We start from the raw sequence: 26,123 nt of genomic DNA on the forward strand, positions 1-26,123 counted from the left end.
TATAATGAAAAGAATGACAAAATTACTATGTGCATGTATGGTGTTTATATTGTGTGCATGCCAACAACAAAAAGTAGAAGAAACAAAAAAAGAAGAAGCATTAGAAAAAGTAACCATTGTATTGGACTGGACACCAAATACAAATCATACAGGTATTTATGTAGCAAAAGAAAAAGGTTATTTTAAAGATGCTGGTTTAGATGTTGATATTGTTCAACCTGGAGAAGACGGAGCAGAGATCACTGTCGCAAGTAATAAAGCAGCATTCGGTATTGGGTTCCAAGATTCTCTTATTGGAAGTTTAGTAGAGGGACTTCCAATTAAAGCTATTGCAGCTATTGTTTCTCATAATACATCAGGGATACTATCCTTGAAAGAAACGGGTATTGATAGTCCAAAAAAATTAGAAGGTAAACGCTATGCCACATGGGGATTGCCACTTGAACAAGCTATGATGAAACATATTGTTGAAAAAGATGGTGGAGATTCAAGTAAAGTCAACATGATTCCTACAACAGTGACAGATATTGTGTCTGCATTAAAAACAAATATAGACGCTGTTTGGGTATTTGAAGGTTGGGACAGTATTGCTGCAAAACAACACGGTGTTGATACAAATTATCTTGCTTTTAATCAATTAAATCCAGTCTTTGATTATTATACACCGGTACTGATTAGTAATGATGAAACAATCAAAAATAAAGCCGACATGGTAAAACGTTTTGTACAAGCTCTATCCAAAGGATATACATATAGTGCAGAGCATCCAGATGATGCAGCTACTATTTTATTAAAAGCAGCACCAGAATTAGACGAAAAATTAGTAAAAGAAAGTCAAAAATTTCTTTCTACGAAATATATTGATAATGGACATAAATGGGGCTATATCGACTCAAAAAGATGGAACGCTTTCTATCAGTGGGTAAATGAGCAAAAATTACTTGAAAAAACATTAGAAAATAATACAGGATTTACAAATGCATTTATTGAAAATTAACCATATTTCAAAACATTATGGTCAACAAGAAGTTTTAAAAGATATTGATTTTAAAGTAAACGAATATGATATTACATGTTTGTTAGGGAAAAGTGGTAGTGGAAAAACAACTCTTTTTAATCTGATTGCCAATATAGAAACAGCAGATTCTGGTTTTATAGATTATCATCAAAAAGCCAAAAGAATTGCTTACATGCAGCAAAAAGATTTGTTATTGCCTTATCAAAAAATCATTGATAATGTGATGATGCCTATGTTAATTAAAGGCGTTAAAAAAGAAATTGCCAAAGAAAGAGGAATAAATTTATTACGACAAGTGGGATTGGAAGGTGTCATCAATAAGTATCCAGGTCAACTATCCGGAGGCATGCGTCAAAGAGTGGCATTTGTTAGAACATTGATGACAGAATCCAAACTTGCCCTATTAGACGAACCATTCAGTGCGTTAGATGCCATGACACGCTTACAATTACAGCAATGGTATATGGATATGGCACGTGAGTATGGTTTAACGACTTTACTCATCACACACGATATTGACGAGGCTCTTTTATTAGCAAATAATATTTTTGTATTGAAAGACGGTGTCATTGTATTTGAAAAAATATTACCGAAAGATAAAACGTCATACATTAAGAGCACTGACTTTTTAAATGATAAATATGAATTATTGCATGTGATTGGATAAATAAACGAGGTAAGTCTAGTATTTAGGACTTATCTCATTTTATTTAATTGAATCATGAATACACAATAATAAACACATATAAAAATCTAAAATCACTTGACTTATATATAAAAATATGATATACAGCGATTAGAACATCATTAAAAAATGGTATTTTCGGTTATATAGGAGGTTTCTTTATGAAAAGGGAGGAAACAAATGAGAGCAAAACAAATATTAGTATCGATAATTTTATTCTTCGGTTTAATGTATACTGTAAGCGATTCAGTTGATGCGGCTAGAGGAAATGTACTTCTGTATCACGGGGAAGAAGACAAACAGGCAATGGCAAAAATGACATCCACTCAAACAGAAGCAAGAATGGAAATAAGATTATATGTCACATACGATGATAATAGCAATGTTGAAAGAACAGGTGTGAGAAATAATACAACAGAATTAAAAGTACTTTCTGGATTTGTATGGTGGAAAGGTGGAACAAGTACCGCTTCATATTATGTAGATTTTGTGCATGTAGGGGATACTCTAGCACCATACCGTTTTTAATATTAAATAATCATTAAAAATAATTTATAAAAGAAACTTTTTATATAATCTGTATTTTTATTAAAGAAAGGGGTAGTAAAATATGTATCAATTAGAAAATGTTAACGTTTCTTTTGGAAAAACAACAATTTTAAAAAATGTATCTTTAGCGATACAGAAACATCAACTTGTCACACTAGTTGGAAAAAGTGGTTCTGGAAAAAGCACACTTTTAAAAGTATTAGCCGGTTATTTAGAAACCTCAAATGGTGCCATTTGGTTAAATCAAAAAAATATATGTGTGATGAAACCAGAACAAAGACTTCTCTATTGTACAGATATTTTGTCATTTGTATGGCAAGATTTTAAGTTAATTAAAGAAATGACTGTAAAACATAATATTCTGTTACCTTTATTTATTCATAAAAAAACATTAGACAAAGTTTATTTCAAAAAAATAGTATCTATGCTTGGTATAGAACATTTATTAAACAAAATGCCTCAAGAGATTTCTGGTGGAGAACAGCAACGTTGTGCGTTGGCTAGAGCACTCATCACAAAACCACGTGTCATGATAGCTGATGAACCTACAGGAGCTTTAGATAGTGCCACATCCCAAAAATTAGTAGAACTTATACAATTATGTCTCCAAGAATTTGTCGAGACTGTTATTATTGCAACACATGATACAGAATTAGCTAATATAGGTGATATGAAACTAATGATTCAAGATGGGCAGGTGTTGTCTATATGAGAAAAAATCTGTTTATTTTAAGTGCTATTTTACATCGTCGAAATAAAGTGTTATGGACAATTATCACAGCGTTAGCTATTTCTATTGCAACGCTTTTTTGTGTATGCGTTTTATCAAATAGTTATTTAAAGACAATTCAAAAAGAAAAAGAAGCTATTTATGGTGGATTTTCACATATTATTTATAAAGAAAATACTATAAAAAAAGACATTCCTTTTGGTATCATGACAGTTGGGCATATTCAAAATGAAAAAGAAGAAAAAAATCTTATTGCTATTGGTAGCATGAATGAAAAAGCAAATGCAGTTAGTTTACGAAAAGAAAATGTGATACATTTAAAACCACATCATACCATATTAACAGAAAGCTTAGCTAATTTGTATCACGTAAAAGAAAATGATACCTTTCAATTAGCCAATCAAACTTGGACAGTCGAAGATGTCATCAAAGATTATGGTCAATTTTGGATAAGAGGAAAAGAAGAGGAAAGTAGACAGTATACACCACCTCAAATGATTATTTCATCAGAAGACTTGAATGCATTGATTACCTCAAAAATATTCTTGTCTGTTTATTCTATTGTATTAAATCATCCTACGTTTTTTCCAACTAATAATTTAGCTTTTTTTAATATTGAAGGAGCACAATATCGAAATGATGCTATTGATGTATTCAGAGAACGTCACTATGGTTTTTCAGAAAATTTTAATATCATTTTACTGACTGTTGTTATTTTTGTAACTATCGTTTTATTGTACACGTATAAAAAAAGTATCACAGAACGCTATCGCATTTATGCGTTACTTGGACAAACAAAATTAAACCATTTGTATCAGTTAGAAATTAGCTTATTAGTAGGATGTGTAGGAATAATAAGTATTGTATTAAGTTTATTATCATCATGTTTATTAGCAAGTTTAAGTTATCAAAAGCTAACTTTTCCAGATACTACAATTTTTTTCTCTGAAGGCATACGTTATATAATTGCTTATTTTTTATCTTTTATTTTATTTTTAATAATGAATCCATACATTGACAAAGCACATAAAAAAGGAAAGGCATTTAAAACAAAAATTCCTTTATCAAAAAAAGTACCTATCTATATTGGTACCGTATTCATATTTACAAGTGCTATTATGCTATTGCTAACTAATTTTTTCTTATATTATTATGAAACAGACACCGCCAATCATCAAACCATTGTAGGAAGAATGGCACAACAATTTGATTATGAAGTACAACCTGTACCAACAATTCGAGATACATCAATCAAACAAGCTTTTTATGACGGAAAATGGCACGATAATAAAGGTAAAGAAGGTGTTTATTTAAGTGATTTACATCAACAAAACCTATTATATGATGTGCAAAAGTCATTGACAAGCAAGTCAATTCAAACAAAGAATAATAAATTTTATATTGAATCTAATCAAACTTATTTATTTGCAAATCAAGAATTACTTCAACAACCGTATATTCAAGAAAAGCATCGCCGTTATGTAAATGAACAGAAAATTTTATCTCGTCTTTTTGAGACAGAATATTTATTAAATATTCAATTAACGGCTTATCCAGAAGAAGATTTAAAATGGTTGGCTCAAGAAACTGGTCAAAATGATACTCTTCATGATGTGCTCTCAGGAGAGAAAGCATGGATTATTGCTATTCCATATACTGTTCAATCATTAAGTGATGATGTTTCAGTAAGTAAGCAATTTAAATTATCCTCTATGCAAGACCCAAATAATATTCATGATACCGTGTTATCGACTGGCAAACCACAAACGATAGGTATTTTAGAAAGTTGTAAGACTTCAGCCTATGGATATTTTACAGAAGAAGATATTCAAAAATTCTTTACGGTAAAAAAAATAGATGTATCTATTGCAGGTATTATTTATCAAAATATAGGATGGTTTGATGCTTATGAAAAAGGTGGAGCTTATCGTTTCGTTGTATCAAATAATTTTTTTGAAAAACATCATTTAAAAAATACACCAACACGGTATCGTTTTTCTTTAATCAATACAGAAAATTCTTTAGAACATGAAAAAGTGAAACAAGTCATCTCATCATATGGAAATATTGATTTATTGGATAAAACAAGTACTCAAAAAATATTGACACAATATGACCGTATGCAAAATGGTTTTAAAGTACTTTTGCTTAGTGTGTTTATCATTCTATCAGTTGCCATGATGTATAGTTTTATACAAGCTTATCTATTAGACAGTCACGATTTATTTTCTATTTATTTATTGTTAGGATACTCGACAAATAAATTATACAAAAAAGCAATAATTCCACTTATACTAAGTATTTTAAGTGCTTTTTTATTCACAACGATTAGTGTTAGTGTTTTCTTTTTTGATACAGAATTTTATTTGAATCTCACATCAAAATTACCCGTATATGTCGTTTATTTAGGTATATTTTATGGAACATATCTATGCCTTTTTATTACTGTATTTTATGTTCTTATTAAAAAATATGGAAAACAAGTGTACCAAGACAGTATAGATAGAACATAAAAGAAAATCATGAATGATATATCTTTTCACTTGTCATAACAATACTTTAAATTCAGTGTCAATCATCTTAAAAATAGTAATTTATCTGTGAATTATTTTATAAAAAATCAAACACGTACACTGCATAATGATTGACAAAAAAATAAATTTTATATATGATAGCGTTATTGATAATCTTATCTAGAGTAGGTGGAGGGTAAAGGCCCGATGAAACCCGGCAACCCCGTTTTAAATCGGAAGGTGCTAATCTTAGCAAAGTCAGAACTTTGAGCGATAAGTGTGATGGCTTCGTTTAGTATGTTAGCACTATTCTGTGAAATACATGAATGGTGCTTTTTTATGGATAAAGCAAAACGAACGTTCAAAATAGGATAGTAGTTGGTGTATTCCATTTTCTATAAGGTATCAATGAAATATATGTCACAAGGAGAAATGTATGACAAATCATTATAAATTATTTACATCTGAATCTGTAACGGAAGGGCATCCCGACAAAATTGCAGACCAAATTTCTGATGCAATTTTAGATGCGATTTTAGCACAAGATGCCAATGCACGTGTTGCTTGTGAAACAAGTGTCACAACAGGTTTAGTACTCGTAGCAGGAGAAATTTCTACAAATGCTTATGTTGACGTTCAAAAAATTGTGCGCCAAACAGTTAACACTATTGGATATAACAAAGGAGAATACGGTTTTGATGGAAATGCCATTGCTGTATTAACAGCTATTGACGAACAGTCATCAGACATTGCCCAAGGTGTTAACCAAGCTCTAGAAGCACGTGAAGGGCAAATGAGCGATGAAGAAATTGAAGCGATTGGTGCAGGGGATCAAGGGTTAATGTTTGGTTATGCCAATAATGAAACACCGGATTACTTACCAATGCCAATTTATCTATCACATAAACTCGCAAAACAATTAACAGATGTTAGAAAAAATGGCACATTATCTTATTTGCGTCCAGACGGTAAAACTCAAGTAACCGTTGCATACGATGAAAATGGAAAACCGGCTTATGTTGATACAGTTGTTGTGTCAACACAACATAGCCCAGAAGTTACCCAAGAACAAATTCATGAAGATATTAAAAAACATGTTATTGATGTGATTATTCCAAAAGAATGGTTAACAGACAATACAAAATATTTTATTAACCCAACAGGACGTTTTGTTATTGGAGGACCTGTCGGAGATGCTGGATTAACAGGCCGTAAAATCATCGTAGACACATACGGAGGTTATGCTCGTCATGGTGGTGGAGCATTCTCTGGAAAAGATGCAACAAAAGTAGACCGTTCTGCTGCGTATGCTGCTCGCTATGTTGCAAAAAATATTGTAGCTGCAGGATTGGCAGATAAAGCAGAAATTCAGTTAGCTTATGCTATTGGTGTCGCTAAACCTGTTTCTATTTCAGTAGATACTTTTGGAACTGGAAAAGTATCTGAAGAAGTTTTAGTAAAAGCAATCGAAAAAAACTTTGATTTACGTCCAGCCGGTATTATTAAAATGTTAGATTTACGCCGTCCTATTTACAAACAAACAGCTGCTTACGGACATTTTGGACGCTCTGACTTAGACTTGCCATGGGAAAAATTAGATAGAGTGGAACAATTAAAAAATGATGTTTTAAAAGAAGTTTTAAAATAGATTTAACACAATAGGTACGCCGACGTTTTTATGATGTCGGTGTACCTATTTTGATAATTAAATAATTTTTGTGCCACGAAGGTTATTTTTAGGTACTATATCAAAACGGTGTTGTTAAGAAATATTTATTGAACCTTTTAGTAATTATTTGAAATATTATTTTATAATATACTTAGATAAATTCTTTATAGGAGAAGTAGTATCATTATAAAACACTAAATATTTTCTTTTGACACATAACTTTATATAATTTATATTATGTAAACTAGAAACTATAAAAAGAATAAACAAAGCTAAATAATAATGAATAGTAAAAAACATATCATAGTTAGTAAAATAAGCATATCTTCATTTTTACCCGCAAAAACGCTTATCAACGCTCATATTATGCTCCTCACATAATAGTCATCGCATATATAGTAGTCTATCTCGTATGAAGTCCTCCTACATACAGTATCTTTCAAGACATAGCAGTGAGTTTCTACTCACAATAGTGCATTCTAAACACACAATAGTCCGTTCATTCCAACCGACTAAACGTTCACCTAAATTCCTCAAATAGGCAGGTGTTCTCAACCTCTTATCGACTAGCCAAATCGACGTTTTATTTTATTGTCAATGTTCTTTATTTATGCCTATATTATAACATTTTACAGCATATAATGCAATATCTATAATATAAAATGTTATAAATATTTTGAAAAAAAAGAGGATTTTTTACCTCTTTTTTTGACGAGATTTCTTTGTTTTGTCTCTTAATAAGCGTGACATTTCTAAATGATTTTTATAAATACTAATTTCTTTTTTAAAAAACAGTCTTACTTTTGTATACTTTGCGTTTGAAAATTCAATCACTGGTGTTATTTGTTCTGTTTCAATTAAATAGTTCAATCTTGATGTAGAAATATTGAGAATATGACACACTTCATTTTGTGCCATACAGTGCTCTTGTAAGATTTTTGCTAGTCTTTTCTTTAAGTCGGTGTCAAATGTTTCTAATAACATATATTCTTCCCTCTAATTAAAGACATCGCACGATGATATGTATCACGCATATCTTCTATACAACAAATTGAATAGTAACGCTCCAAAGAATAGACTGTTTTATAATTAACAAGTTCAATCGCTGTTCGTACATTAAAATGTGAATGTGTTAAAAAATAAATTAAAAAGCTTGTTTTTAATGTTTTAGGTGTTAGACGAATACGTCTTAAATGCAACGGTAGTTTATTTTCTTTTAAAAGGGTATCTCGAATAGTTATAAATGTTTCCCTTAAAGAATAACGACTACACTTTCCTGTTTTAAAGATATGTTTTAATAAATATATCTCATTGTGTACGATATAGTCTGTACCGACATATTCAATTAAATATTGTTGCATGAGTTCTTTTAATTCTGAAGAAAAAAGAATATATCTATTTTTCTCCTCAAAATAAAAATAGAGTTTCTCAAAACAAATGTGTTTTATTTGAAGTGATAGTGCTTCTTCAATCGATATACCTGTCACACAAAATAAGAAAAAAACAAATTTCTGATAACTGTCTAAATAGCTTGAAAATTTAATATAATACAACAACTGATTAAATTCATCAGGAAAAAAGCCAACAGGCAATCGATTTGTTGGTTTATAACCTTTAAATCGATTTTCTAATCGATAAATGGAAGATGTTATGATGTTTTCTTGTCTTAAATATAAATAATACTTTCTAATAATATCTGTCTTTTGTCGTATCGTTGATTTACTATATGTTTTTATTAAAAAATCATAGTAATCACAACAAACAGTACTATCTATTTGTGAAAATGACGTACAGTTAGAAAATTCTAAAAAACGTTTGATTTCTAACTCTATTGTTCTAATATAGTTTGCATTATATTGTTTATGATTAAGTTGTTTTAGATATTCTTTTAAATGTTCCATGTCAATAACCTCCTGCTATTATTTTAGCATAGAGTTTACTTTTCTAAAAAATGACTAAATTATTAAAAAATAGGAAACTATATATCTGTTTACACCAACTACAATATGTAGTATTTCGACAACATCAAAAAAGGCGACTTTCTTTTGAAAATCGTCTTTTTAATTTGATAGAACTATCAATAATATCTTCTCAGTTTATCTTGATTTTCTTTGAAAAAATCTTCCAACCAATCCATACCGTAGGCATAACTAAATCCTTCTAGATTCAAGGCTTCAAAAACAGGTTTCATTTTATCCATGTTTGTATTTCTCCATCATTTTTTGGACATTGGCTAATTTGGCAGGTTTATTTAATGAAACTACATATTCGTGGGTAGGGGTATTCTTCTGCATAGCATATTTCAAACTAACTTTTTGAAAATCTGTTAGTTCTTTGGAATTGAGCAATTTTTCAATATCTTTGTCTGTTAAGTAAGAATGGTCTTCAAAAATAACTTTTCGCAAATAGCGAAACCAATGACTAGTATTAAAACGTGATTGTTTCGATCCACTTATCATATAGTCATACCAATCCATCTTGCCCTCCTCAAATTTGTTCTAAAATCATTATATCACAAACGATACAAAAATAAACAAAATAATGACATCAATTTTATACAGTATATTTACAATGATTTTATTTCTTTTGGCAACCATTCCCATTTTTATATTTTCAAGAGTCAATCCATCAGGTAAACTTCCTGGAGAATAAATTTGTACTCTATCATCATAAAATCCAATTTTAACATCTCCACTTAAAGTATAATCCCTATTGACAATAACAATTCATAATTACTTCTCTTAATGCTCTTTTAGGAATATCTAGGTACTCTTCTCTATCAGATTTTCCTGCTGAAATAGTTATTCTTTTTCTATTCGATAAACTAGCCAAATAACGTATTTCATCAATAAAGCTCATTATTCTATATTTTTTAGTGCTGATAAATAAGCAGGAGACAATTCTTTTCCTATAATGAAACCAATTTTTTCATTATCTAAAAGTGCTGATAACAAATCTAAGATAATATCACATTTTTTATTTAAAATATCAAAATCTTCTTTATTTATTTGTTTTCTTTGTTTTTCGTTTTCATGATATATTTGTTTTCTTAACATATCATTTAAAAATCCACTAAAATTTTTGGTACTATTTTTATCAATATTCACAGCTTTTTGAATATAAGAAAAAACATCTGGTTCAAGAGTAATTGATTTTTGAATATTTGGGTTCTTTTTCTTTTTTGCCATAAAATCCTCCTTTCTATTTATATCTAAAGGCTACTAACTCTCCACCAATAAAATTGACGCAGATTTAAAAGAATATTAGCTCTCCACCAATACAATTTGACGAAGAGCTATTCACTAAATATCTAATCTTTTATATATCAGAACGATGTCCTACATTAACACAAATAATTTTAAAAATATTTTCTTCAACTAGAGCAATAACTCTATAATCTTTTTATAATTTGACAAGAATTTTTTCAAACAACTCAGTCAATTTAAGTTTATCTCCATAGACTGTGCCGTCCATATACAAATTGTAAATCTCATCATCATTACCAATAGAAATTTCACACTCATATCCTTTCATCAAAGCTAATGAACGGATAACTTCTCTCTGAGTACGCCCATTTCCCTCACGAAAAGGATGGAAATAATTAAGATTATCAAGAATGTCAACTAAGCCTGTAATTATTTCATCTCGGTTGTGAGAGTTACGATGAAAATCATCAACCAATCTGTCGAGATAAGGTATCGCTGTATTGAAAGATTGAAGAGGCAAAAAGGCATTACCACTCTTTGAGATATTTACTTTCCTAAATTCTCCTGCCCAATAGTATATCCCTTTAAATAAAAACCGATGAATTTTTAAAATATCATCAACCCCACGAACTTCAATTGGATTCGCAAATAACTTTAAACTTTGACTTGCTACCATTCGATATTCAAGTTCACTAGCTTTATGCCCATCACGCTCATTAAATTTATTGATTAGAACTGATGAATCCTTATAAGTGTAAATATTATTTGGGTCAATATAATCATACCTTTCGTAACTTTTTCTTCCCATTAAACAATACCTAATGCCAGAGCTTCATCACGAAGTTTTTCAACATCCCCAACAGTGGGCTGCCAGCCTTCAATCATATTCGTACTCAATACATACCAAACACTTTTGAATATTACCCAATTTTCAAAGGATACCCCCATAATTGTCATCTTCTTTGTATTGATATCTAGAGTCATATTCTACCTCCGTTATTTAGATTATAACATTCTTTCCTATTCCTACATGTATATAGTATATAACTATTGACTATTTGTGTAAATAGATGACACTTGACTTTTTATATGAAAAATCATCACATCAAATAATCCACATGCTGAATAATAATTTTAGTGATTTCATACTCTCGGTTTTCTTTATCTCTATATTGTTCACTAATCAATTTACCAGTGACACCAATTCTATCTCCTTTTTTTAAATGTTGACACATGTTTTCTGCAATCTGATTATACGCAACCATATTAAAAAAGCATACCTCATATTCCCCTGAAGTATTCTTTTTTGACTGATTATTTGCTAATCGAATGTTTAAAACTTTAGTACCATTCTCTAAAATTTTTAGCGATAATTCTTTTGTTAAGTATCCTGTGATATTTACACAATTCATGATAGTTCCACTCCTTTATCTTTCTCTTTTTCTCTTTTTACTTTTTTGTTTAAATCTTGCATAACTTGTTTTGCTTGTCTCACATCTTGTAATTGCTGTTCGACTGTGGCTAATTTTTCTTTTAATTTATTTCTATCTGATTCTTGTTTTTTGACAAGCTCAACGACTTTTTCTTTTGGAACGGTCACATCAATATGATGTTTGCTTAATTCTTTTTCTGCATAATTAAAAAGTTGTAGCTCTCTTGTATAGTGATGTCGAATGGTTGGATTTTTTTGTGTTTCTAATTTGATAGGTAAATAGTCATGATATGTAACGAGTAATGTTGCAACTGAATTGTAGGTTTGAATATGGCTGTCCAGTTTTTGTATATCTCGTTTTAGTCTATCTGCTTCTTTTAATATATCAGACAAAATCACATCAACATCAGAAAGAGAGCCTGCTTGTTTCTGTCTTAACATATTTAAGGTTTTGCTAAGTGTATGTAGCTCTTCTTTGTTGAGTTGTTTTTTGTATGACTGCAAGGCATAAGAAGAGACAATGTCCTGTTCTTTATTGTTCATGAAATGACCAATCAAATCTCTACCAGAGACAGATACATACTCTCCTTTTTTGTGAGACAAGGCATAATGCCAATCATTAAAAAAAGTCACAGACACATTACCAGTCAATGTATTTACATCTATAAATTTTTTCTCAACAAACAAAATATTATCATCTATTTTTATCTTGACCCCTCGTTTAGTAAGAGACAAAATATCTTGCTGACTAATAGACAGTGTCGTTCCCTTTTGCTGTTGTTGAAGTTGTATGTGCCGTAATAACTGTTCGCCTCGTATGACAATTTTTTTATCTGTATCAAGTGAAACTCCCTCATATTCGTACCCTCGATTGATTGCTAACAAAGGTGTCATCTTATCATCTACCACATGAGAAAAATCAACAAAAAAGGTATAGCCGTTGACGACAAAGTTTAAACCTGACGCTGTACTTTTTACGTCTTCAGATGTTTCCAGTGGACAATGAAATACAAAATGAGATTCTTTTTCTCTTTTGTATGCTTCAAACATTTTTTTAATATCTTGTAATTCATGTTGTGTCTGTTCATCTTTGTGTTGTTGATAATATTGTTCCAGCCATTGTTTAGAAAAACGGTCTTTATCATCTAACGTATCCGATCGGATAAATCGTTGTTGCACATCTTTTAATCTATACAATGTCTGCTTCCCTCGAAAACTTACCTCAACATCTAAAGCATGTGCATACACCATAAAGTCATTAAAACTTGTCGCATGTTTTTCAATAAAACGTAATCGTTCTTTTAGTTGCATGCGATAACTTTTATAATGACGTCTCACTTGATAGTCAGTATAGTGTCTGTTGAAATCATTCTCGTATTCCATCGTGGACAGCTGATGTTCTTGACACAACTTATTTGAAATATTTAATAATTCTCTCGATGTGACAAAGGGTCTCGTTCTTAATTTTTTATGTGTATAAAAACTCGTTGCATTCACAATAATATGATTATGAATATGTCCTTTATCAATGTGTGTGGAAATCACAAACTCATGTTTGTTGTCTGTAAACTGTGAAATAAGTTCTCGACCAATCTCGTGTGCTTGTTCAGGTGTGACGTTATCTGCTGGACTAAATGATTGAATGATATGATAAGATTGAATGTCTGCTCCACCTGTGCGTGTATAATTTCCAGACACATGTTTTGCTAACTGACGTGTCATCTCAAATTCAATTTCTGCAAAATCAACATCACAATTATAACTAGATACTAATAATTCTTCATCTGTTTTTTCCGGATTCTTAATGTAGTCAATGGCTGTTTTTGTAGATTGTGTAATCGAATGAATTTTAACAATAGCCATTAAATCTCATCTACCTTTCTCATGTTTTTAAGTAACATGTCGTGTATTTGTTTCTTTAAAAATTTAAATTCTGTTTTCAATTCTTCAACGTCACATTTTAATGTTTCACCATTTGTATTAACACGTTTTGCAATTTGATTAATATTGTTTCCAATGTAATTTAATTCTCGTATCAAGTTTTTTATTTCAGAAAAATCTTGATACACCACATACCCGTCAATCAACATTTTGCGTGCGTACTGTGAAAAATTTGTTGTCTTTACTTGCGTCATTTTTTCTAAAATCAATTCATTTTCTTCAACACTTATCCTCGTTTCTTTTTTTATATTGCGATGTAAATTATTTTCCATTTTATTATAGTTTGTGAAATTTTTTTGAACTTCTATTTTTTTATAAAGCAGAGTTTATTTTTCCTATTGTTGAAAAATAAGTCCTTTTCACTAATCCCTTGAAAATACCCCTTTTTTAGTCATTTCGTTAATCGCAAGTATTGCAAGATGCCGGCATTTTGCACAAAAAACCAAAAAATTTTTTCTAACGAAAATGATTTTTTTCAATTTGGGGGACACCCCCAATCCCCCATTTTTTTCAAAATATCTCTTATTTTCCTGTCAATTTCACAAACTTTTTTTCCTCCTTTTAGTAAATATTTGGCAGACACTGAATGTCTTCATCTGTTAAATGAGAACATTTTTTTAGGACACTTTGACAAAGATTGAAACAAAATTCTTTCTCTTCTTCCGTTGAATAGATACGTCCGTCATCAATAGAAATGAAGTGTAAAAGTTGTTCTAATTTTGATTTTAACACGTCAACATTTGTCACCTTTTGAAGTTTTATCAATTCAATTTCTTCTGTTGTGAATGTTTGTAAAGTCATCTTTTTTCTCCTTGTGTTTGTCTTTTTTCGTCATATATTTTTTCTGTTTTGCTTTCCTTTTGTCTATCTATTTTTTCTTTTGCATGTTGTCATTTTTCTTCTAGTAAATCATTCCTCCTCTCTTCTTTTTCGTTTTCTATCTCCATAAGAATATCATCAAAAGACTCATGTAATAAAGTCATTTGGTCGTTTGATATATACATTTGATACATCTTATCTATGATTTCCATATCGTCTATTTCTTTTTCAACCATAAGCAATGCTTTAATAAAATAGGTGTAGTTGTGTGCCATTAAATCATTTAAAAGACGTGTGATGTCTTCAATTTTTTCTCTCTCTTCTTGTCTCATGAATGTCATCATCTCCTTTTGCTGTGTAAAATTTTGTTATTAAAATATCATGTCTACTTTTTTTCTTTTGCCTATTTTTTATTGAGACCGTCTAAAAAAAGAAACCACTCGACACATTTTTTTCTATTAAAAAAATTTATTTTGACAATTCTATATTTTGTTTTTCATGACAATTTTGTGTTGTGTTACGGTCTGTTGCCACTGTTTTTGCATGTGTTATTTTTTCTGTTAAAGACTTTTTTTCACTCAATAAATCATGCGTTAATGATTTATCTTTTGTTAACTCTTGCATATGTTTATCCACACGTTCAATCAATTCGTTCGCTTGTTTTTGAATCGTTTCTAAACTTTCTTTTAGTTGTGTGAGTTCTCTATCTTTGGACCAACTCAACAAATAAGGGAATGAATAATCACTTGTATCTATGCCATAATAGTCACACACAACGAACGCTACACTCTCTGCTTCGATTTCTCTTTGTTCTTGTTTGAATGGTTCCATTCGTGGTTGACTGTGTAAATCTGCATGTGTCATTTCATGAATGAGTGTTTTAATGGTGTGTACTTGTGACAAATTTTCATGAAGAATAATCTCTTTTGTTTTGATACGACAAACGCCTTTGACATCATTTCCTAAGTTACCAAACGAGACACGAAAAGGTGTACTTAATACCAATGATTGAAAAAGTGTGTCGTAATTTTTAACGTCACCTACTAGATTTTTTGTTAAACCAATCTCTTTGCCGTCCGTTTGCGAAATATCAAAAACATAAGCAGTTTTATATCGAGGATAAGAAATTTTTTCAACAACAGGCTTACCATAGTCATCTAATTTATCTGTTTCCATTTCTCTAACAGACATTCCTGCTAACGCAATAATTTGGATAGCTTTTTCATTTTTCTTAACATAACGTCCTACTTCTTTCCATTTATTGTACCCGGCAACAAGCGACGCATTTGGATTTTGTTGCATGATTAACAGGATATTATTAGCACTATATTGATGAAATTTAGAGAGTGTTTTTAAATATTCTTTGTATCGTTCAGATTCAAAAACACCTTGTATCCCTGCTTTTAATTGTTCAAAAAGGAGTTTTATTTTATCTTGTTTTTTCTCTGGTTGTATGATGTGTTTTTCTGTTTGTTGTTGCTTTTTATCAATGCTTTTTTCTATGTACATAGCCTCTTTAGCCACTTTATCTGCACGTTGTGCAAGTGTTAAATACGTCTTAGGTAAATCATTTTTTAAATCGTCTGATAATGATTTTGTTTCACTTCCTAAAGCGTAACGAATATCTTTAACCAATACTTGACCATGTTCATCTTGTAAATCAAAGGCTGTTTTATAATAGCCTAAATTCAACAGTCGATTATTTTCTTGATAGAGTACTGTGACAAATTGTTCATAAGGAATCACTTGTCTTTCTAAATAGGTAGCTGTTAATTTTTTATTTTCAGAATACAAAAACGATACATACAGTTGTGGACTTGATGTTGTTTGCTCATCAAGTGGAACGATACTTTTTTGTTCAACCTGTCTTCCAAGAAATACTTGTCCTTGTTTTAATGAGACTAATTGTTCATTATAATCTTTAAAGTTTTTTGGAATATCAAGCTCATGTGTAAACCTATATTGTTGATTTCCTTTCATGTAAACATCTTTTGATTGATTGAGTTTCTCTTCAATTTTTTGTGCAAAATCAATCCCTGGTTTATCATTATCAACACATAATGTTAACGTCACATCTTTTGTATCTGGGTGTGTCAATGTTTCTCTCAAGTGATGAAAAACAACACTATCTTTTAAGCCGTCCATTGATACCAATTTAAAATGATTGGTTAATGTTTCTTTATGTAGTGACCAGTAACTCAATGCGTCAATCGTTGATTCAAAGACATAGATATGGTTTGGAATACCTTTTGTTATATGAAAGCCAACCTCTTGTTTACTATATTCTAAAACACCTTTAAACGTACCTCTTTTCCCATATTTTTCTTCGTTATATACAGTCCCCTGAAGACTTCCTCCAACAATTTTGTTAGTTGGTTGTCCATGTTCAAACCACCTAAACACAACAGCATTATATTTATTTTGAACGGCATAACCATTCTCAAAACAATAATCGACAATCTCTTCATCTAGTTGTCTCACATGGATTAAATAATCTTTTGCTTGAGTGATTCGTGTCACATCATTTTGTTTTGGATAAACAAAAGTGTCTTCCTTATCGTATGTGCGTGAGTCATGAACTGTGTAGGTATCGTTTAACAATGTATCGACAGCTTCATAAAAAGATTTGTTTTCAAAATATTGAATAAAATCAATGATACTTCCTCTGGCATTTTTATCCTGACTATTGCCATTATGAACAAAATAATTTTTTACTTTATTGATGACAATAGAATCATGACCTGCAATAGATATTTTCATGTATTTATTTGAATTTTGTAAAATATCTGCAATATTATTTTTTAAAATATAATCCTCAATAGAAATAGATTTTGCTTGTGCGATTTGTTCGTCTGTAAAATATGCCATTTTCATTCCTCCTATAAAAAAAGAGAAGTACACTTCTGTACTCCTCCTTGTGCTGTATTTGTAAATCTAAATGTTATTAAGAACGTTTTTTCTGTACGAAAAATCCTAATAAAAGTGCGACACTTCCAAGAACAACAGATACAAAAGAATGCTTTTCTCCTGCATGTGGTAATTTAGCTTGTTCTTTTTTGCCATTTTTTTCTTGTTGGCTAGGGTCTTGTTTCTCTGCTGGCACTTCTTTTTCAGATTGGACGTTTTCAGTGACTTTTGGAGCAACTGGTGCTCCAATCGGTGCTATATCTATCTCTGGTTGTATCGTATCCGTTTCTGGTGTATCCGGCTCTTTTTCTGTGACAGTAGGCTCTGTCTCTTCTTTTGGAACGGTAGGTTGTTCTTCACTCGGAGCGTCTACTTTTGGTGTTTCCTCTGCTATTGGAATGGTTGAATCTGGTGCTGGGGCAACTTCTTCCGTTGTATCATCGGAAGAAGCGTTTGGTGTCTCTTCGTTTGTTGTATGTGCTGTGTCATTAGACGCTCCAGGAACAACAAGTGCTGTATCTTCAGAACCTCCCGCTTCTTCAGCGTAACTATTACCTGTTGTTGATGTAATAGCTGTTAAAAGACATACTGAACTTAATAATATCATCATTTTTTTTGGCATAATCATAACCTCTTTCTTTTATTTATTGATTGAAAATAATGTTTGTTTCACATCAGATGTTACTTTGTACATTTCGTTTTCTTGTGTATTTATATCAAACGTCACAAGATAAGAACGGATTGTATTGTCTTTTTGTAATGTAATCACGTATGTTACCGTTACAACATGTTCATGGAACGATATATCATAAAGTAACATATTGCGTAAAGTATCTGTTTGTTTGATAAAGGATAATCGTGTATTCGTATCTAAATAGGGTCTTAAACGCTCTTGGAACGTATTTTCATCATTAGACGACTGATAATACGCCGATAGAAAAAAACGGCTAAAAACGTCCGCTTTTTGCGTTTTAGAATGATTTGAAGATAGATTATCTACCGTTTTACGAAGAGATATAACCTCATCTGCTAATTTTTGATGTGTTTGTTGTGATAAATAAACAGTACAGCTCCCTAACAAACTAACCGTAGATAAAACAATCGCAACCACGCTCACAAAAGGAAAGGCTCTTTTTTCACGATAAATAGGCGTTTTAAAAGATGTTTTATCAGATTTTTTCACTTTAGGTGCAGCCTCTTTCTGTAATAGGTCTTCTAGTATCGACTCAATCGATTGGTCAAGAGGTAGTGAAAATTCATCTTCATAAAGGATATGCCCTTGTTTCAGCAAACGATATTGGCAATACCCAACGTCTTTACTATATACAAGACGCTGATGTTCTACTTCTAAATTATCTAATCCCTCATGAATTTCAAGAGGTTCTACTGGAAATATCGTATTTCGTGTATTAAAAAATTGAATAAGCAATCCTTTAGGTTTTTTCTTCATAAATGACATCGTTTTTTATCCTCCTATTCATTTGAAATAATAGATGTACTGATAATCTCTTCTCTTGTTTTTGTGAGTTGCCCTTTCTCATCAGTAGAATATGTTTCTTTTGCTTTTACTGATAAAACAGGACTATAAAAAGTAGTCATACCAAAATTAAACTCTTTAGATGTTAAGATATATTGACCATCTTTTTCACGAATGAAGAAAGTACCGTTAAATTTTTGTCCTTTGAAGCCTTTATGATAATAACCTAAAAAATCCAAACGATAGGTGTTTTCTTCTTTGACGTCTGGTTCTTTATAGTTTAATGCTTTAAAATAATTAACTTCTGCTTTATCTAAACCAAACCCTTTATATTGCACAGTGTAGCTATCTTCTGTAAACGTAAGCGTGGCTTCTTGTTTATCATCTTTGTATGTCCACGTACTATTAAATAAAATGTCTTTCGCAATCGAATCGTACAATACTGTTTTTTTAGCGTTTGTTTTTTCTTTTTCTTCAATCGCAATATCTCTAAATTTTTCATTAACATAATACGTTTCGCCATTACTCATATTGATAAAAATCGTTTCGTGATACTTTGTGTCTAAAGCAAACACAATATGTCCTTTTTCTTTTGACAGCAATTCAAGTGTTTTATTGTCTTTACTAAATTGGAATGTGCCACTACCAAACGCTGAACTAACAAATGTACTGTCATTAGATAAAGTGAATGTATCTTGATTGTCATTATCAGCATAGTAAGTGCCAGCATACAACACCTGTTTTTTCACATACTCTTGCTTACTTTCTTCTTTAGACACACCTGGTTTTTTTACCTGGTAAAATGTCATAAATATCATGATGATAGTAATGAATAAGACACTTGAAATAAGCAAGATAATTTTTCCTTTCGTGGATTTTATCCATTCTAAAAACATGTCAAACCTCCTTTATTTATTGCCTAATAATGCTTTTAAGTCATCTATTGATAGATGATGTATTTCAAGTAATTGTAAAACTTCTGTTGATTCTAAATCTCTAATCTCTTGTTCTAATTTTTCCTTTTCTTGTAACAGTTGACTTATTTTTTCTTCAACCGTCATGAACGCTTTCCGTTTTTGTTCTAGTTTTTTACTCATATTTTCTCCTATTCAAATTTTAAAGCAGGGACTGGGTCAAAATAATCAGACCAATACCCTTTTGAAAATCCTAAATGTAAATGAATACCCGTTGCTAATCCAGTAGCACCCATATTTCCAACTTGCGTACCAGCTGTAATGTGTTCACCTCGTGATACAGTTATAGTGGATAAATGCCAGTAATAACTATAAAAATCTTCAGAGTGTTTTACAATCACACCTAAACCACCCGCAGAATCAGGCTGTGCAAAAACAACTTCTCCGTCAGCCATTGTATAAATCGGAGCATTAGCCCGTCCGTCTTTATAAACTAAATCAACGCCATTATGCACATCGACATGCGTTTGTCCATTTCCTAAATCAATCTGTCTAGCTAAACCAAAAGGACTTGTAATAATAACTTCAGACATGTTATCTAATGGTTGACCTGATGTATTTACATTACCTGAAGATAACGTTAAATGTTGTGTGACTAGTAAAGCATAAAACATATTCCCGTAGTTATATCTCCAGTTATAACCTTTTTCAATAGCCAATGGATTAGGATAAGAGACTCTTGCACCTTTACTGTATTCATGAGCAAATGACACAGCTTCATCAAAACTATACGTTTTACTTCTATTGGCTAACCAGGTAATAAATCCTCCACCATAGTTATACGCTTGAATAGCAGATAATTCCCCCGTCCCATATTGTCTTGAAGCACTCAACATAGAGGCAAAATGTTTGACACCTTGTCTGATACTATCTTCAGGATTTGTAATATTTCCAATCCGTCCGTCAATGCTTTCACTTGATTGCATAATATCAGGAGAATAATCAGGATTTCCTCCAGTTTCTTCCCAAATAATCGCCAACAATGTATCTACATAATCTTCTATCCCTTGTTCTTTCGCATATTTTGTAACAAGCTCTCTCCATTGTGTGACCATTGGAGGAGGACTAATCAATTCACCTTTAATACTTCCTGAAGACTGTCCACCTATGGTATAACTCGTTTTTTGGAGATATTCAATATTAGGGAAATAAAAAGCAGGATTATAGACTTTCTGATGAAATGTATAATGAATAGTAAAGTCTTTTGAAGCAATTCCAAGAACATCAGATTGTGTCACCGTTTGATGTTGCTTTACATACACCTGTGATAACCCACTATATGTCAATACTCTATCTGCTTCTGTAACAGACACACTGTTTTCTGTAACAGAGGAAACAGTACCTGATTGACCAGAAAAAATAGATTTTTCTGATGATACAGCGATTGTCATCGTATCTAAAAATTTTTTTTGATTATTCTTTGGTGTATAACCAAAACGTTCAGACACACGTATTTTTTCTTGAGGGTCATCAAATGGACTTCTAAAACGCACATAAGCTACATATTGCCCTATATGTTTTTGCGCCGTTAATCGATCTTTATCTGTTTTGGTTAATAATGTGGTATCTTCTTCTAATAAAGCAGATAATGTTTTAATCGTGATATTGATTTCTGTTATCGTACGATTAACCGTCACCGTTTCTTTATGAGTGTTTCCGTCTTTATCAATGGTTGTTTTCGTTTGTTTAACGGTCTCAACACGTTTTTGTGTATCTGTATGCACTAATTTATCGTGAATACGATTGACTTCATCTTTAACATTTTTTCCGCCTAACAACCCATTGATAATATCATCAAACTTGTATTTATCGTATTTCACATCAAAGAATGATAAGAAAGTATCTGTATCTGTAATAATGTTTAAGTGATTGACATTGGCAAGCTGTCCATTGATTTTTACTTGTACAAGGTCTTCCGTGTTCCTTTTTGCTTCTTCTACTTTTCTTTTAATCAATAAAGTTTTATCCGTATCCAATTCAGTAATATATGTATACATCGCTGTTAAATCATCTTCATTTTGTTTAATCGTAAAAGACGGAATAATCGAGGAAATAGATAAGACAACGCTGACAACAACAATCGCTGGAATCATCAGTGGAATATTTGTCACCATTGTTTTCACAAGAGCTGTAATGATTCGTACAAGACCTTTTATACTTTCTGTGGCGACTTTCATCGATAATTGACGTAATTTTTGTTTTGACTTTTTCTTAAACAGCTTTTGAATACCGCTTGTGTTTTTTCTCTTTTTTATCCCAAGTTGGCGTTTTGAGCTTTTAGCGACATTGTGTCGCTTTTGACGAATGGTGACTACTGACCCATTCTTTTGATAAGCTATTGGTTTTTGTGCAACAAACGGTTTCTTAAAGAGTCTATTTTTTATCTGATGTGTCACATTGGCTGTTCGCCTTTTAATCGTGAAAACTCTTTGTCTATTTGTTTTTGTTTCTTCCTCTTCAGAGGACAACAAAATATCTTCTGTTGCTTTTTTGATGTACCGTTTCTTGAATTGGACACGTCGACTAGAAGCGAGTTGTTTTTTACGGTCACTTTTAATCAGTTGTTTACCCTCAACGGTTTTCTTACGAGCATATCGTTTCCAATCTGTTGTCATAACGACTCCTGAATTTTCGTTGACATGATTTTATAGAGTTGCGTGTTTTTCGGAAACCTGTCATAGAAAGGAATAATGCCTTTACCGGCAAACAATAACCCTGACCCCTCTTCAGAACCAGTAATATATTCTTCCTGTTCTGGAGAAATATGTAACAATCGTACTAGTTCATCTCTATCACTTGTTGCTTGGTTTAACATAATAATAAAATCACTGTTTGATAACATACGTCTTGCCAAGTCAGATAATAAAAGCGTCTCTACATTTTGAGTCATACCCGTTGGGATAGCTCCCCATTTACGTGCTCTTGACCATAATTCAAAAAAATATACCGCAACATGTTCATTGGAAAACAATAGTTGCATTTCATCAATATAGACATAAGTACGAATACCTTTTGCACGGTTAATGGTAATTCTATTCCATATCTGATCCAGCACAATCACCATACCTAAAGAGCGTAATTGTTTTCCTAAATCTTTAATATCGTACACAATAAACGGAGATTTTGTATTCACATTGGTTTCATGTGCAAAAAGACTTAAACTTCCTTTTGTATATGGTTCCAATGAAATAGATAAATCTTTAGACACTTGTTCAGACTGTGTGTGTAGCACATTAAAAAAGTCTACTAAGGTTGGTGTTCTATCTGTCACACTTTGATACACTTGTCGACATGTTCTATCTAAAATACCTCGCTGAACAGCTTCCAACCCATTTTTCCCACCTAAAAGCAACTCAAAAAGCGATAGTAAAAAGTCTGTCTTATGTAAAATAGGGTCTTCTCCATTTCCGTAATCGTCTGATAAAATATCAAAGGGATTAATATAATTGGTTGACCCAGCAGAAATTTTGACAATTTCACCATTAAAATGTTCTGCTAATATAGAATATTCACGCTCTGGGTCAATCACAATAATTTCAGCTTCAGGATTTTTCAAAACAGCGTTGATAATCTCTCTTTTTGACGTAAAGGATTTCCCACTACCTGGTGTCCCTAAAATAAACCCATTCGGAGCTTTCAATTTCGTTCTGTCAAAGGTAATAATGTTTTCAGTTGTTGCATTCACACCATAGTAAGTACCATTTGCGTCCATGATTTCTTGTGCTGTAAATGGTACAAAAACAGCAGTACTAGCAGTTGTCAGTGTTCGCTGTATTGGTACATTATTTTTCCCAATCAATAAACTAGAAGACAACCCTTGTTCTTGTAAATAATGTAAACGCTCAAAGACACAACTGTTAGAACGCCCAACAGAGAAAACACGCTCAACATAATCATCTAATGTTTCCTGATTTTCAGCATAAACAAATACAGAAAAGGTAACATTCGTTAATTTTTGATTTTTTTCTTTTAAATCTGTCTTTAGTATTTCTGCTTCTTCTAAACTTTCTTTTAAATTTTGTGAGACGATTTCCGGGTCATAACCACTTCTTAATGCTCTTTGTTGTTCATTAATTTTTTGTTGTTCCATGAAACCAATTCTCGATTTCACAAAGTCTAATGACTCCTCTTTTGTACGATTATCAATATGTATTGTAATCGTCATATTGATTGGAATAGCTGTTAAATCGGCTATCATACCGTCTGTTAAGTCCGTTGGATAATCCCTTAACAACAATACCGATCCTATAAAATCACCAAACTCAAATTGACTTTTTGATTTCTTAAAATTTAACGACATTGGGGCAATCGCTGAATGCGTTGTTAATCCACTGTAACGTAAATCATCATAGGTAAATAAAAATTGTTTTTCAGGTCGTAATTGTTCATGCATGACACTTAGTCGTTCAAGACCATTGAGAGCCTTAGGTTCAGTGCCTAGTTTTTTTAATTGTTGCATAAGATTATACTCAATCCGTTTTAAAACAGTTTGAGCATGTTGTAAATCACTCGCCTTGTGAGAAAAGGTTAAATATTTTGCTTTAAAAAAACTATGCTGTCCACTTTTGACTTTTTCTAAAAGCATGTCATTCATTTCATCTCGATATACTTGTAACATATCGTCTTTTGCAGGAATCAGTACACTTTTTTGAAAGGCTTCTAAATCTATTTTTCGATTAAGAACAGTTAATTGAAGATGTGTATTATTATCTGCTACGTTGAGTAAATCACAATATTTTGAAAAAACATTAATTTGTTCATCGTCATCAGCCATGGAGTAATTCACGTCAGAAAAGAAAAGTGTTTTTGAAAATAAACCTGGTTCAATCTCACAAATACCGTCTTCATACATCGCTAGATACCCTATGCTATCTTGTGAGGTTTTTGGCGGAGCATTCTTTCTTTGACGCTTTGCACGTACCTTTTTTTGTTTATTTAGTTTTTGCGACACGGTGTCGCTTTTCTTATGTTTGCCTAACATATATCCTCCTTATTCAACATATTCAATCCGTTTTTCTTTTTTCTTATTTATTTCTAAAGATGTTGTTTGATACAGACGAATTGACTTTTGTAAATACCAGTTACGCACAATTTTAAAATATGTTTCCGCATTTAAATTGCCTTTTGTAAACCACCCAATATAAAAAACAGGAATGTTTAACAAAATAATGATGTAACTTGTATGACTAATATGCCAATGAAACACAAATGTAAACAACAAACCAGTACCTATGCTTAACACAACAGAAATAAAACTACACAGCAACTGTCTTAAACTCATGTTAAAAATAATTTTCTCTTTATATTCTTGAATATCTTTTAATACAGTGACTTCTATTGCCATAAAACCCTCCTTACTTACATTGCTCCAACGATAGCTTTTGATAATTGTTGTGTTTTCATCAATGCAAAAATCAACAGAAAACTAAATCCTGCTACCGTTCCTATCGTATTCCAAACGTCTAACTGACTAGCATTTAATAAACCTTGTGCAATAAATAACGGATACATCAACATCACCAAATAAATCACGGTGCCATGAATACAACCTGAGGCAAATAATTTTAAGAAATTTTTTGCGATACTACTATGTTCCTGGTTTGGCATGGTAGCAATCGGAATTGGTGAAAAAGCAAATAAAACATATAGTTCAATCATACGTGCAAGCAATAAGACATGTGCGATGACTGTGCTAATAATCGTTAAAATCAGTACTAATAACATAATGATAAACAAAACAAGTTGTTCAAAAAAACCAGATTTTGAAATTGGTTCCATTAACTTATCAATACTTACTGTATTTTGTCCAACCGCAGACGCAAATTCTACTTTTGCTATTTCACCAACTAAAAAAATAGATACTTCCGAAATAGCTTTTAAAATAAGACTAATACTATCCATAGCAATTTTACATAACACTAACTTGACTAGTGTCATACCGGTTGTTTGAAAGCCAAATTGCGAGCCTCCCATTTGCTCTACCTTATAAGCAATACGTTGCATTTCAAGCAAGAAAAACAAACCTAAAATTGAATAGCCAACTGGTAATGTAACAGTCGTCATAATCGATTCAACAAACTTATAAACATTTGGTGCATAGTCTGTAAAACTTAACGTTAATTTTGAATCTGAAGAAAAAGAGGTAATCATCTTAAAAATCAATTCAATAATACCTCTTATTGCTTTATCCAATAAAAAACACC

At 31.5% G+C, this 26,123-nt stretch carries 27 protein-coding genes, 1 pseudogene and 1 riboswitch; of the genes and pseudogenes, 6 read left to right on the plus strand and 22 right to left on the minus strand.

Annotation, left to right across the window (positions count from 1 at the left end):
* The first annotated feature begins 4 nt into the window (after positions 1 to 4).
* The 6 genes from GMA11_RS03300 (at position 5) to metK (ending at position 7,143) form a co-directional block, all read left to right on the plus strand.
* Positions 5 to 997, plus strand: a complete 993-nt coding sequence (locus GMA11_RS03300; protein ID WP_163545795.1) for an ABC transporter substrate-binding protein — start codon at positions 5 to 7, stop codon at positions 995 to 997.
* Positions 978 to 1,685, plus strand: a complete 708-nt coding sequence (locus tag GMA11_RS03305; RefSeq protein ID WP_163545796.1) for an ABC transporter ATP-binding protein — start codon at positions 978 to 980, stop codon at positions 1,683 to 1,685. The genes GMA11_RS03300 and GMA11_RS03305 overlap by 20 nt, the downstream gene beginning before the upstream one ends.
* A gap of 198 nt (positions 1,686 to 1,883) precedes the next feature.
* Positions 1,884 to 2,231, plus strand: a complete 348-nt coding sequence (locus GMA11_RS03310; RefSeq protein WP_163545797.1) for a hypothetical protein — start codon at positions 1,884 to 1,886, stop codon at positions 2,229 to 2,231.
* Between the two features lie 82 nt (positions 2,232 to 2,313).
* Complete coding sequence (locus GMA11_RS03315) at positions 2,314 to 2,964, plus strand: ABC transporter ATP-binding protein (RefSeq protein WP_163545798.1); 651 nt, start codon at positions 2,314 to 2,316, stop codon at positions 2,962 to 2,964.
* Positions 2,961 to 5,495: an ABC transporter permease gene (locus GMA11_RS03320; protein ID WP_163545799.1), complete on the plus strand. Its 2,535-nt coding sequence runs from the start codon at positions 2,961 to 2,963 to the stop codon at positions 5,493 to 5,495. Before GMA11_RS03315 ends, GMA11_RS03320 begins: the two co-directional genes overlap by 4 nt.
* Before the next feature lie 173 nt (positions 5,496 to 5,668).
* Positions 5,669 to 5,775: riboswitch (SAM riboswitch) on the plus strand.
* 156 nt (positions 5,776 to 5,931) lie between these two features.
* A complete protein-coding gene (metK, locus tag GMA11_RS03325) occupies positions 5,932 to 7,143 on the plus strand; it encodes a methionine adenosyltransferase (RefSeq protein WP_163545800.1) in 1,212 nt (403 codons plus the stop codon).
* 717 nt (positions 7,144 to 7,860) lie between these two features.
* Here the strand turns inward: metK and GMA11_RS03330 are convergent.
* The 22 genes and pseudogenes from GMA11_RS03330 to GMA11_RS03430 form a co-directional block, all read right to left on the minus strand.
* Positions 7,861 to 8,148, minus strand: coding sequence for a hypothetical protein (locus GMA11_RS03330; RefSeq protein ID WP_163545801.1), 288 nt, complete (start codon positions 8,146 to 8,148; stop codon positions 7,861 to 7,863).
* Entirely contained in the window at positions 8,139 to 9,065 is a 927-nt protein-coding gene (locus GMA11_RS03335; protein ID WP_163545802.1) for a site-specific integrase, read from the minus strand. The genes GMA11_RS03330 and GMA11_RS03335 overlap by 10 nt, the downstream gene beginning before the upstream one ends.
* A 176-nt stretch (positions 9,066 to 9,241) precedes the next feature.
* Positions 9,242 to 9,328: pseudogene (locus GMA11_RS09415) on the minus strand (potassium transporter peripheral membrane component); the annotation flags it as partial.
* Between the two features lie 28 nt (positions 9,329 to 9,356).
* A complete protein-coding gene (locus tag GMA11_RS03345; RefSeq protein WP_163545803.1) occupies positions 9,357 to 9,641 on the minus strand; it encodes a hypothetical protein in 285 nt (94 codons plus the stop codon).
* Positions 9,642 to 9,671: 30 nt separating this feature from the next.
* The gene (locus tag GMA11_RS09495; protein WP_370516573.1) at positions 9,672 to 9,890 is read right to left on the minus strand and encodes an ATP-binding protein; all 219 of its coding nucleotides are present in this window, start codon (positions 9,888 to 9,890) and stop codon (positions 9,672 to 9,674) included.
* Between the two features lie 132 nt (positions 9,891 to 10,022).
* On the minus strand, positions 10,023 to 10,352 hold the full coding sequence (locus tag GMA11_RS03355) for a hypothetical protein (RefSeq protein ID WP_163545804.1): 330 nt from the start codon (positions 10,350 to 10,352) through the stop codon (positions 10,023 to 10,025).
* 214 nt (positions 10,353 to 10,566) lie between these two features.
* Entirely contained in the window at positions 10,567 to 11,178 is a 612-nt protein-coding gene (locus tag GMA11_RS03360) for a Fic family protein (RefSeq protein ID WP_163545805.1), read from the minus strand.
* Positions 11,178 to 11,354, minus strand: a complete 177-nt coding sequence (locus tag GMA11_RS09195) for a hypothetical protein (RefSeq protein WP_205422876.1) — start codon at positions 11,352 to 11,354, stop codon at positions 11,178 to 11,180. Before GMA11_RS09195 ends, GMA11_RS03360 begins: the two co-directional genes overlap by 1 nt.
* Positions 11,355 to 11,470: 116 nt before the next feature.
* Positions 11,471 to 11,782: a single-stranded DNA-binding protein gene (locus GMA11_RS03365; protein WP_163545806.1), complete on the minus strand. Its 312-nt coding sequence runs from the start codon at positions 11,780 to 11,782 to the stop codon at positions 11,471 to 11,473.
* The gene (locus GMA11_RS03370) at positions 11,779 to 13,665 is read right to left on the minus strand and encodes a relaxase/mobilization nuclease domain-containing protein (protein WP_163545807.1); all 1,887 of its coding nucleotides are present in this window, start codon (positions 13,663 to 13,665) and stop codon (positions 11,779 to 11,781) included. The genes GMA11_RS03365 and GMA11_RS03370 overlap by 4 nt, the downstream gene beginning before the upstream one ends.
* A complete protein-coding gene (mobC, locus tag GMA11_RS03375; RefSeq protein WP_163545808.1) occupies positions 13,665 to 14,015 on the minus strand; it encodes a plasmid mobilization relaxosome protein MobC in 351 nt (116 codons plus the stop codon). Before mobC ends, GMA11_RS03370 begins: the two co-directional genes overlap by 1 nt.
* Before the next feature lie 289 nt (positions 14,016 to 14,304).
* Positions 14,305 to 14,544, minus strand: a complete 240-nt coding sequence (locus GMA11_RS03380) for a hypothetical protein (RefSeq protein ID WP_163545809.1) — start codon at positions 14,542 to 14,544, stop codon at positions 14,305 to 14,307.
* Between the two features lie 89 nt (positions 14,545 to 14,633).
* Positions 14,634 to 14,894 (minus strand): hypothetical protein, encoded by a 261-nt coding sequence (locus tag GMA11_RS03385; RefSeq protein ID WP_163545810.1) that lies wholly within the window; start codon positions 14,892 to 14,894, stop codon positions 14,634 to 14,636.
* Positions 14,895 to 15,030: 136 nt separating this feature from the next.
* Complete coding sequence (locus GMA11_RS03390; protein WP_163545811.1) at positions 15,031 to 17,430, minus strand: toprim domain-containing protein; 2,400 nt, start codon at positions 17,428 to 17,430, stop codon at positions 15,031 to 15,033.
* 76 nt (positions 17,431 to 17,506) lie between these two features.
* Positions 17,507 to 18,091 carry an LPXTG cell wall anchor domain-containing protein gene (locus GMA11_RS03395; protein ID WP_163545812.1) on the minus strand — a complete coding sequence of 195 codons (585 nt, stop codon included), beginning with the start codon at positions 18,089 to 18,091 and terminating at the stop codon, positions 17,507 to 17,509.
* 18 nt (positions 18,092 to 18,109) lie between these two features.
* A complete protein-coding gene (locus GMA11_RS03400; RefSeq protein ID WP_163545813.1) occupies positions 18,110 to 18,928 on the minus strand; it encodes a hypothetical protein in 819 nt (272 codons plus the stop codon).
* Between the two features lie 14 nt (positions 18,929 to 18,942).
* Positions 18,943 to 19,842 (minus strand): hypothetical protein, encoded by a 900-nt coding sequence (locus tag GMA11_RS03405; protein WP_163545814.1) that lies wholly within the window; start codon positions 19,840 to 19,842, stop codon positions 18,943 to 18,945.
* Positions 19,843 to 19,854: 12 nt separating this feature from the next.
* Positions 19,855 to 20,043 carry a hypothetical protein gene (locus tag GMA11_RS03410; RefSeq protein WP_163545815.1) on the minus strand — a complete coding sequence of 63 codons (189 nt, stop codon included), beginning with the start codon at positions 20,041 to 20,043 and terminating at the stop codon, positions 19,855 to 19,857.
* Between the two features lie 8 nt (positions 20,044 to 20,051).
* Entirely contained in the window at positions 20,052 to 22,535 is a 2,484-nt protein-coding gene (locus tag GMA11_RS03415; protein ID WP_163545816.1) for a lysozyme family protein, read from the minus strand.
* Positions 22,532 to 24,901, minus strand: coding sequence for a VirB4-like conjugal transfer ATPase, CD1110 family (locus GMA11_RS03420; protein ID WP_163545817.1), 2,370 nt, complete (start codon positions 24,899 to 24,901; stop codon positions 22,532 to 22,534). The genes GMA11_RS03415 and GMA11_RS03420 overlap by 4 nt, the downstream gene beginning before the upstream one ends.
* 9 nt (positions 24,902 to 24,910) lie before the next feature.
* The gene (locus GMA11_RS03425) at positions 24,911 to 25,264 is read right to left on the minus strand and encodes a PrgI family protein (protein ID WP_163545818.1); all 354 of its coding nucleotides are present in this window, start codon (positions 25,262 to 25,264) and stop codon (positions 24,911 to 24,913) included.
* Positions 25,265 to 25,278: 14 nt separating this feature from the next.
* Positions 25,279 to 26,112, minus strand: a complete 834-nt coding sequence (locus tag GMA11_RS03430; protein WP_163545819.1) for a hypothetical protein — start codon at positions 26,110 to 26,112, stop codon at positions 25,279 to 25,281.
* Between the last annotated feature and the right edge of the window lie 11 nt (positions 26,113 to 26,123).

Origin of the sequence: Granulicatella sp. zg-ZJ, from assembly GCF_010892355.1 — a bacterium.
Lineage (GTDB): Bacteria > Bacillota > Bacilli > Lactobacillales > Aerococcaceae > WM01.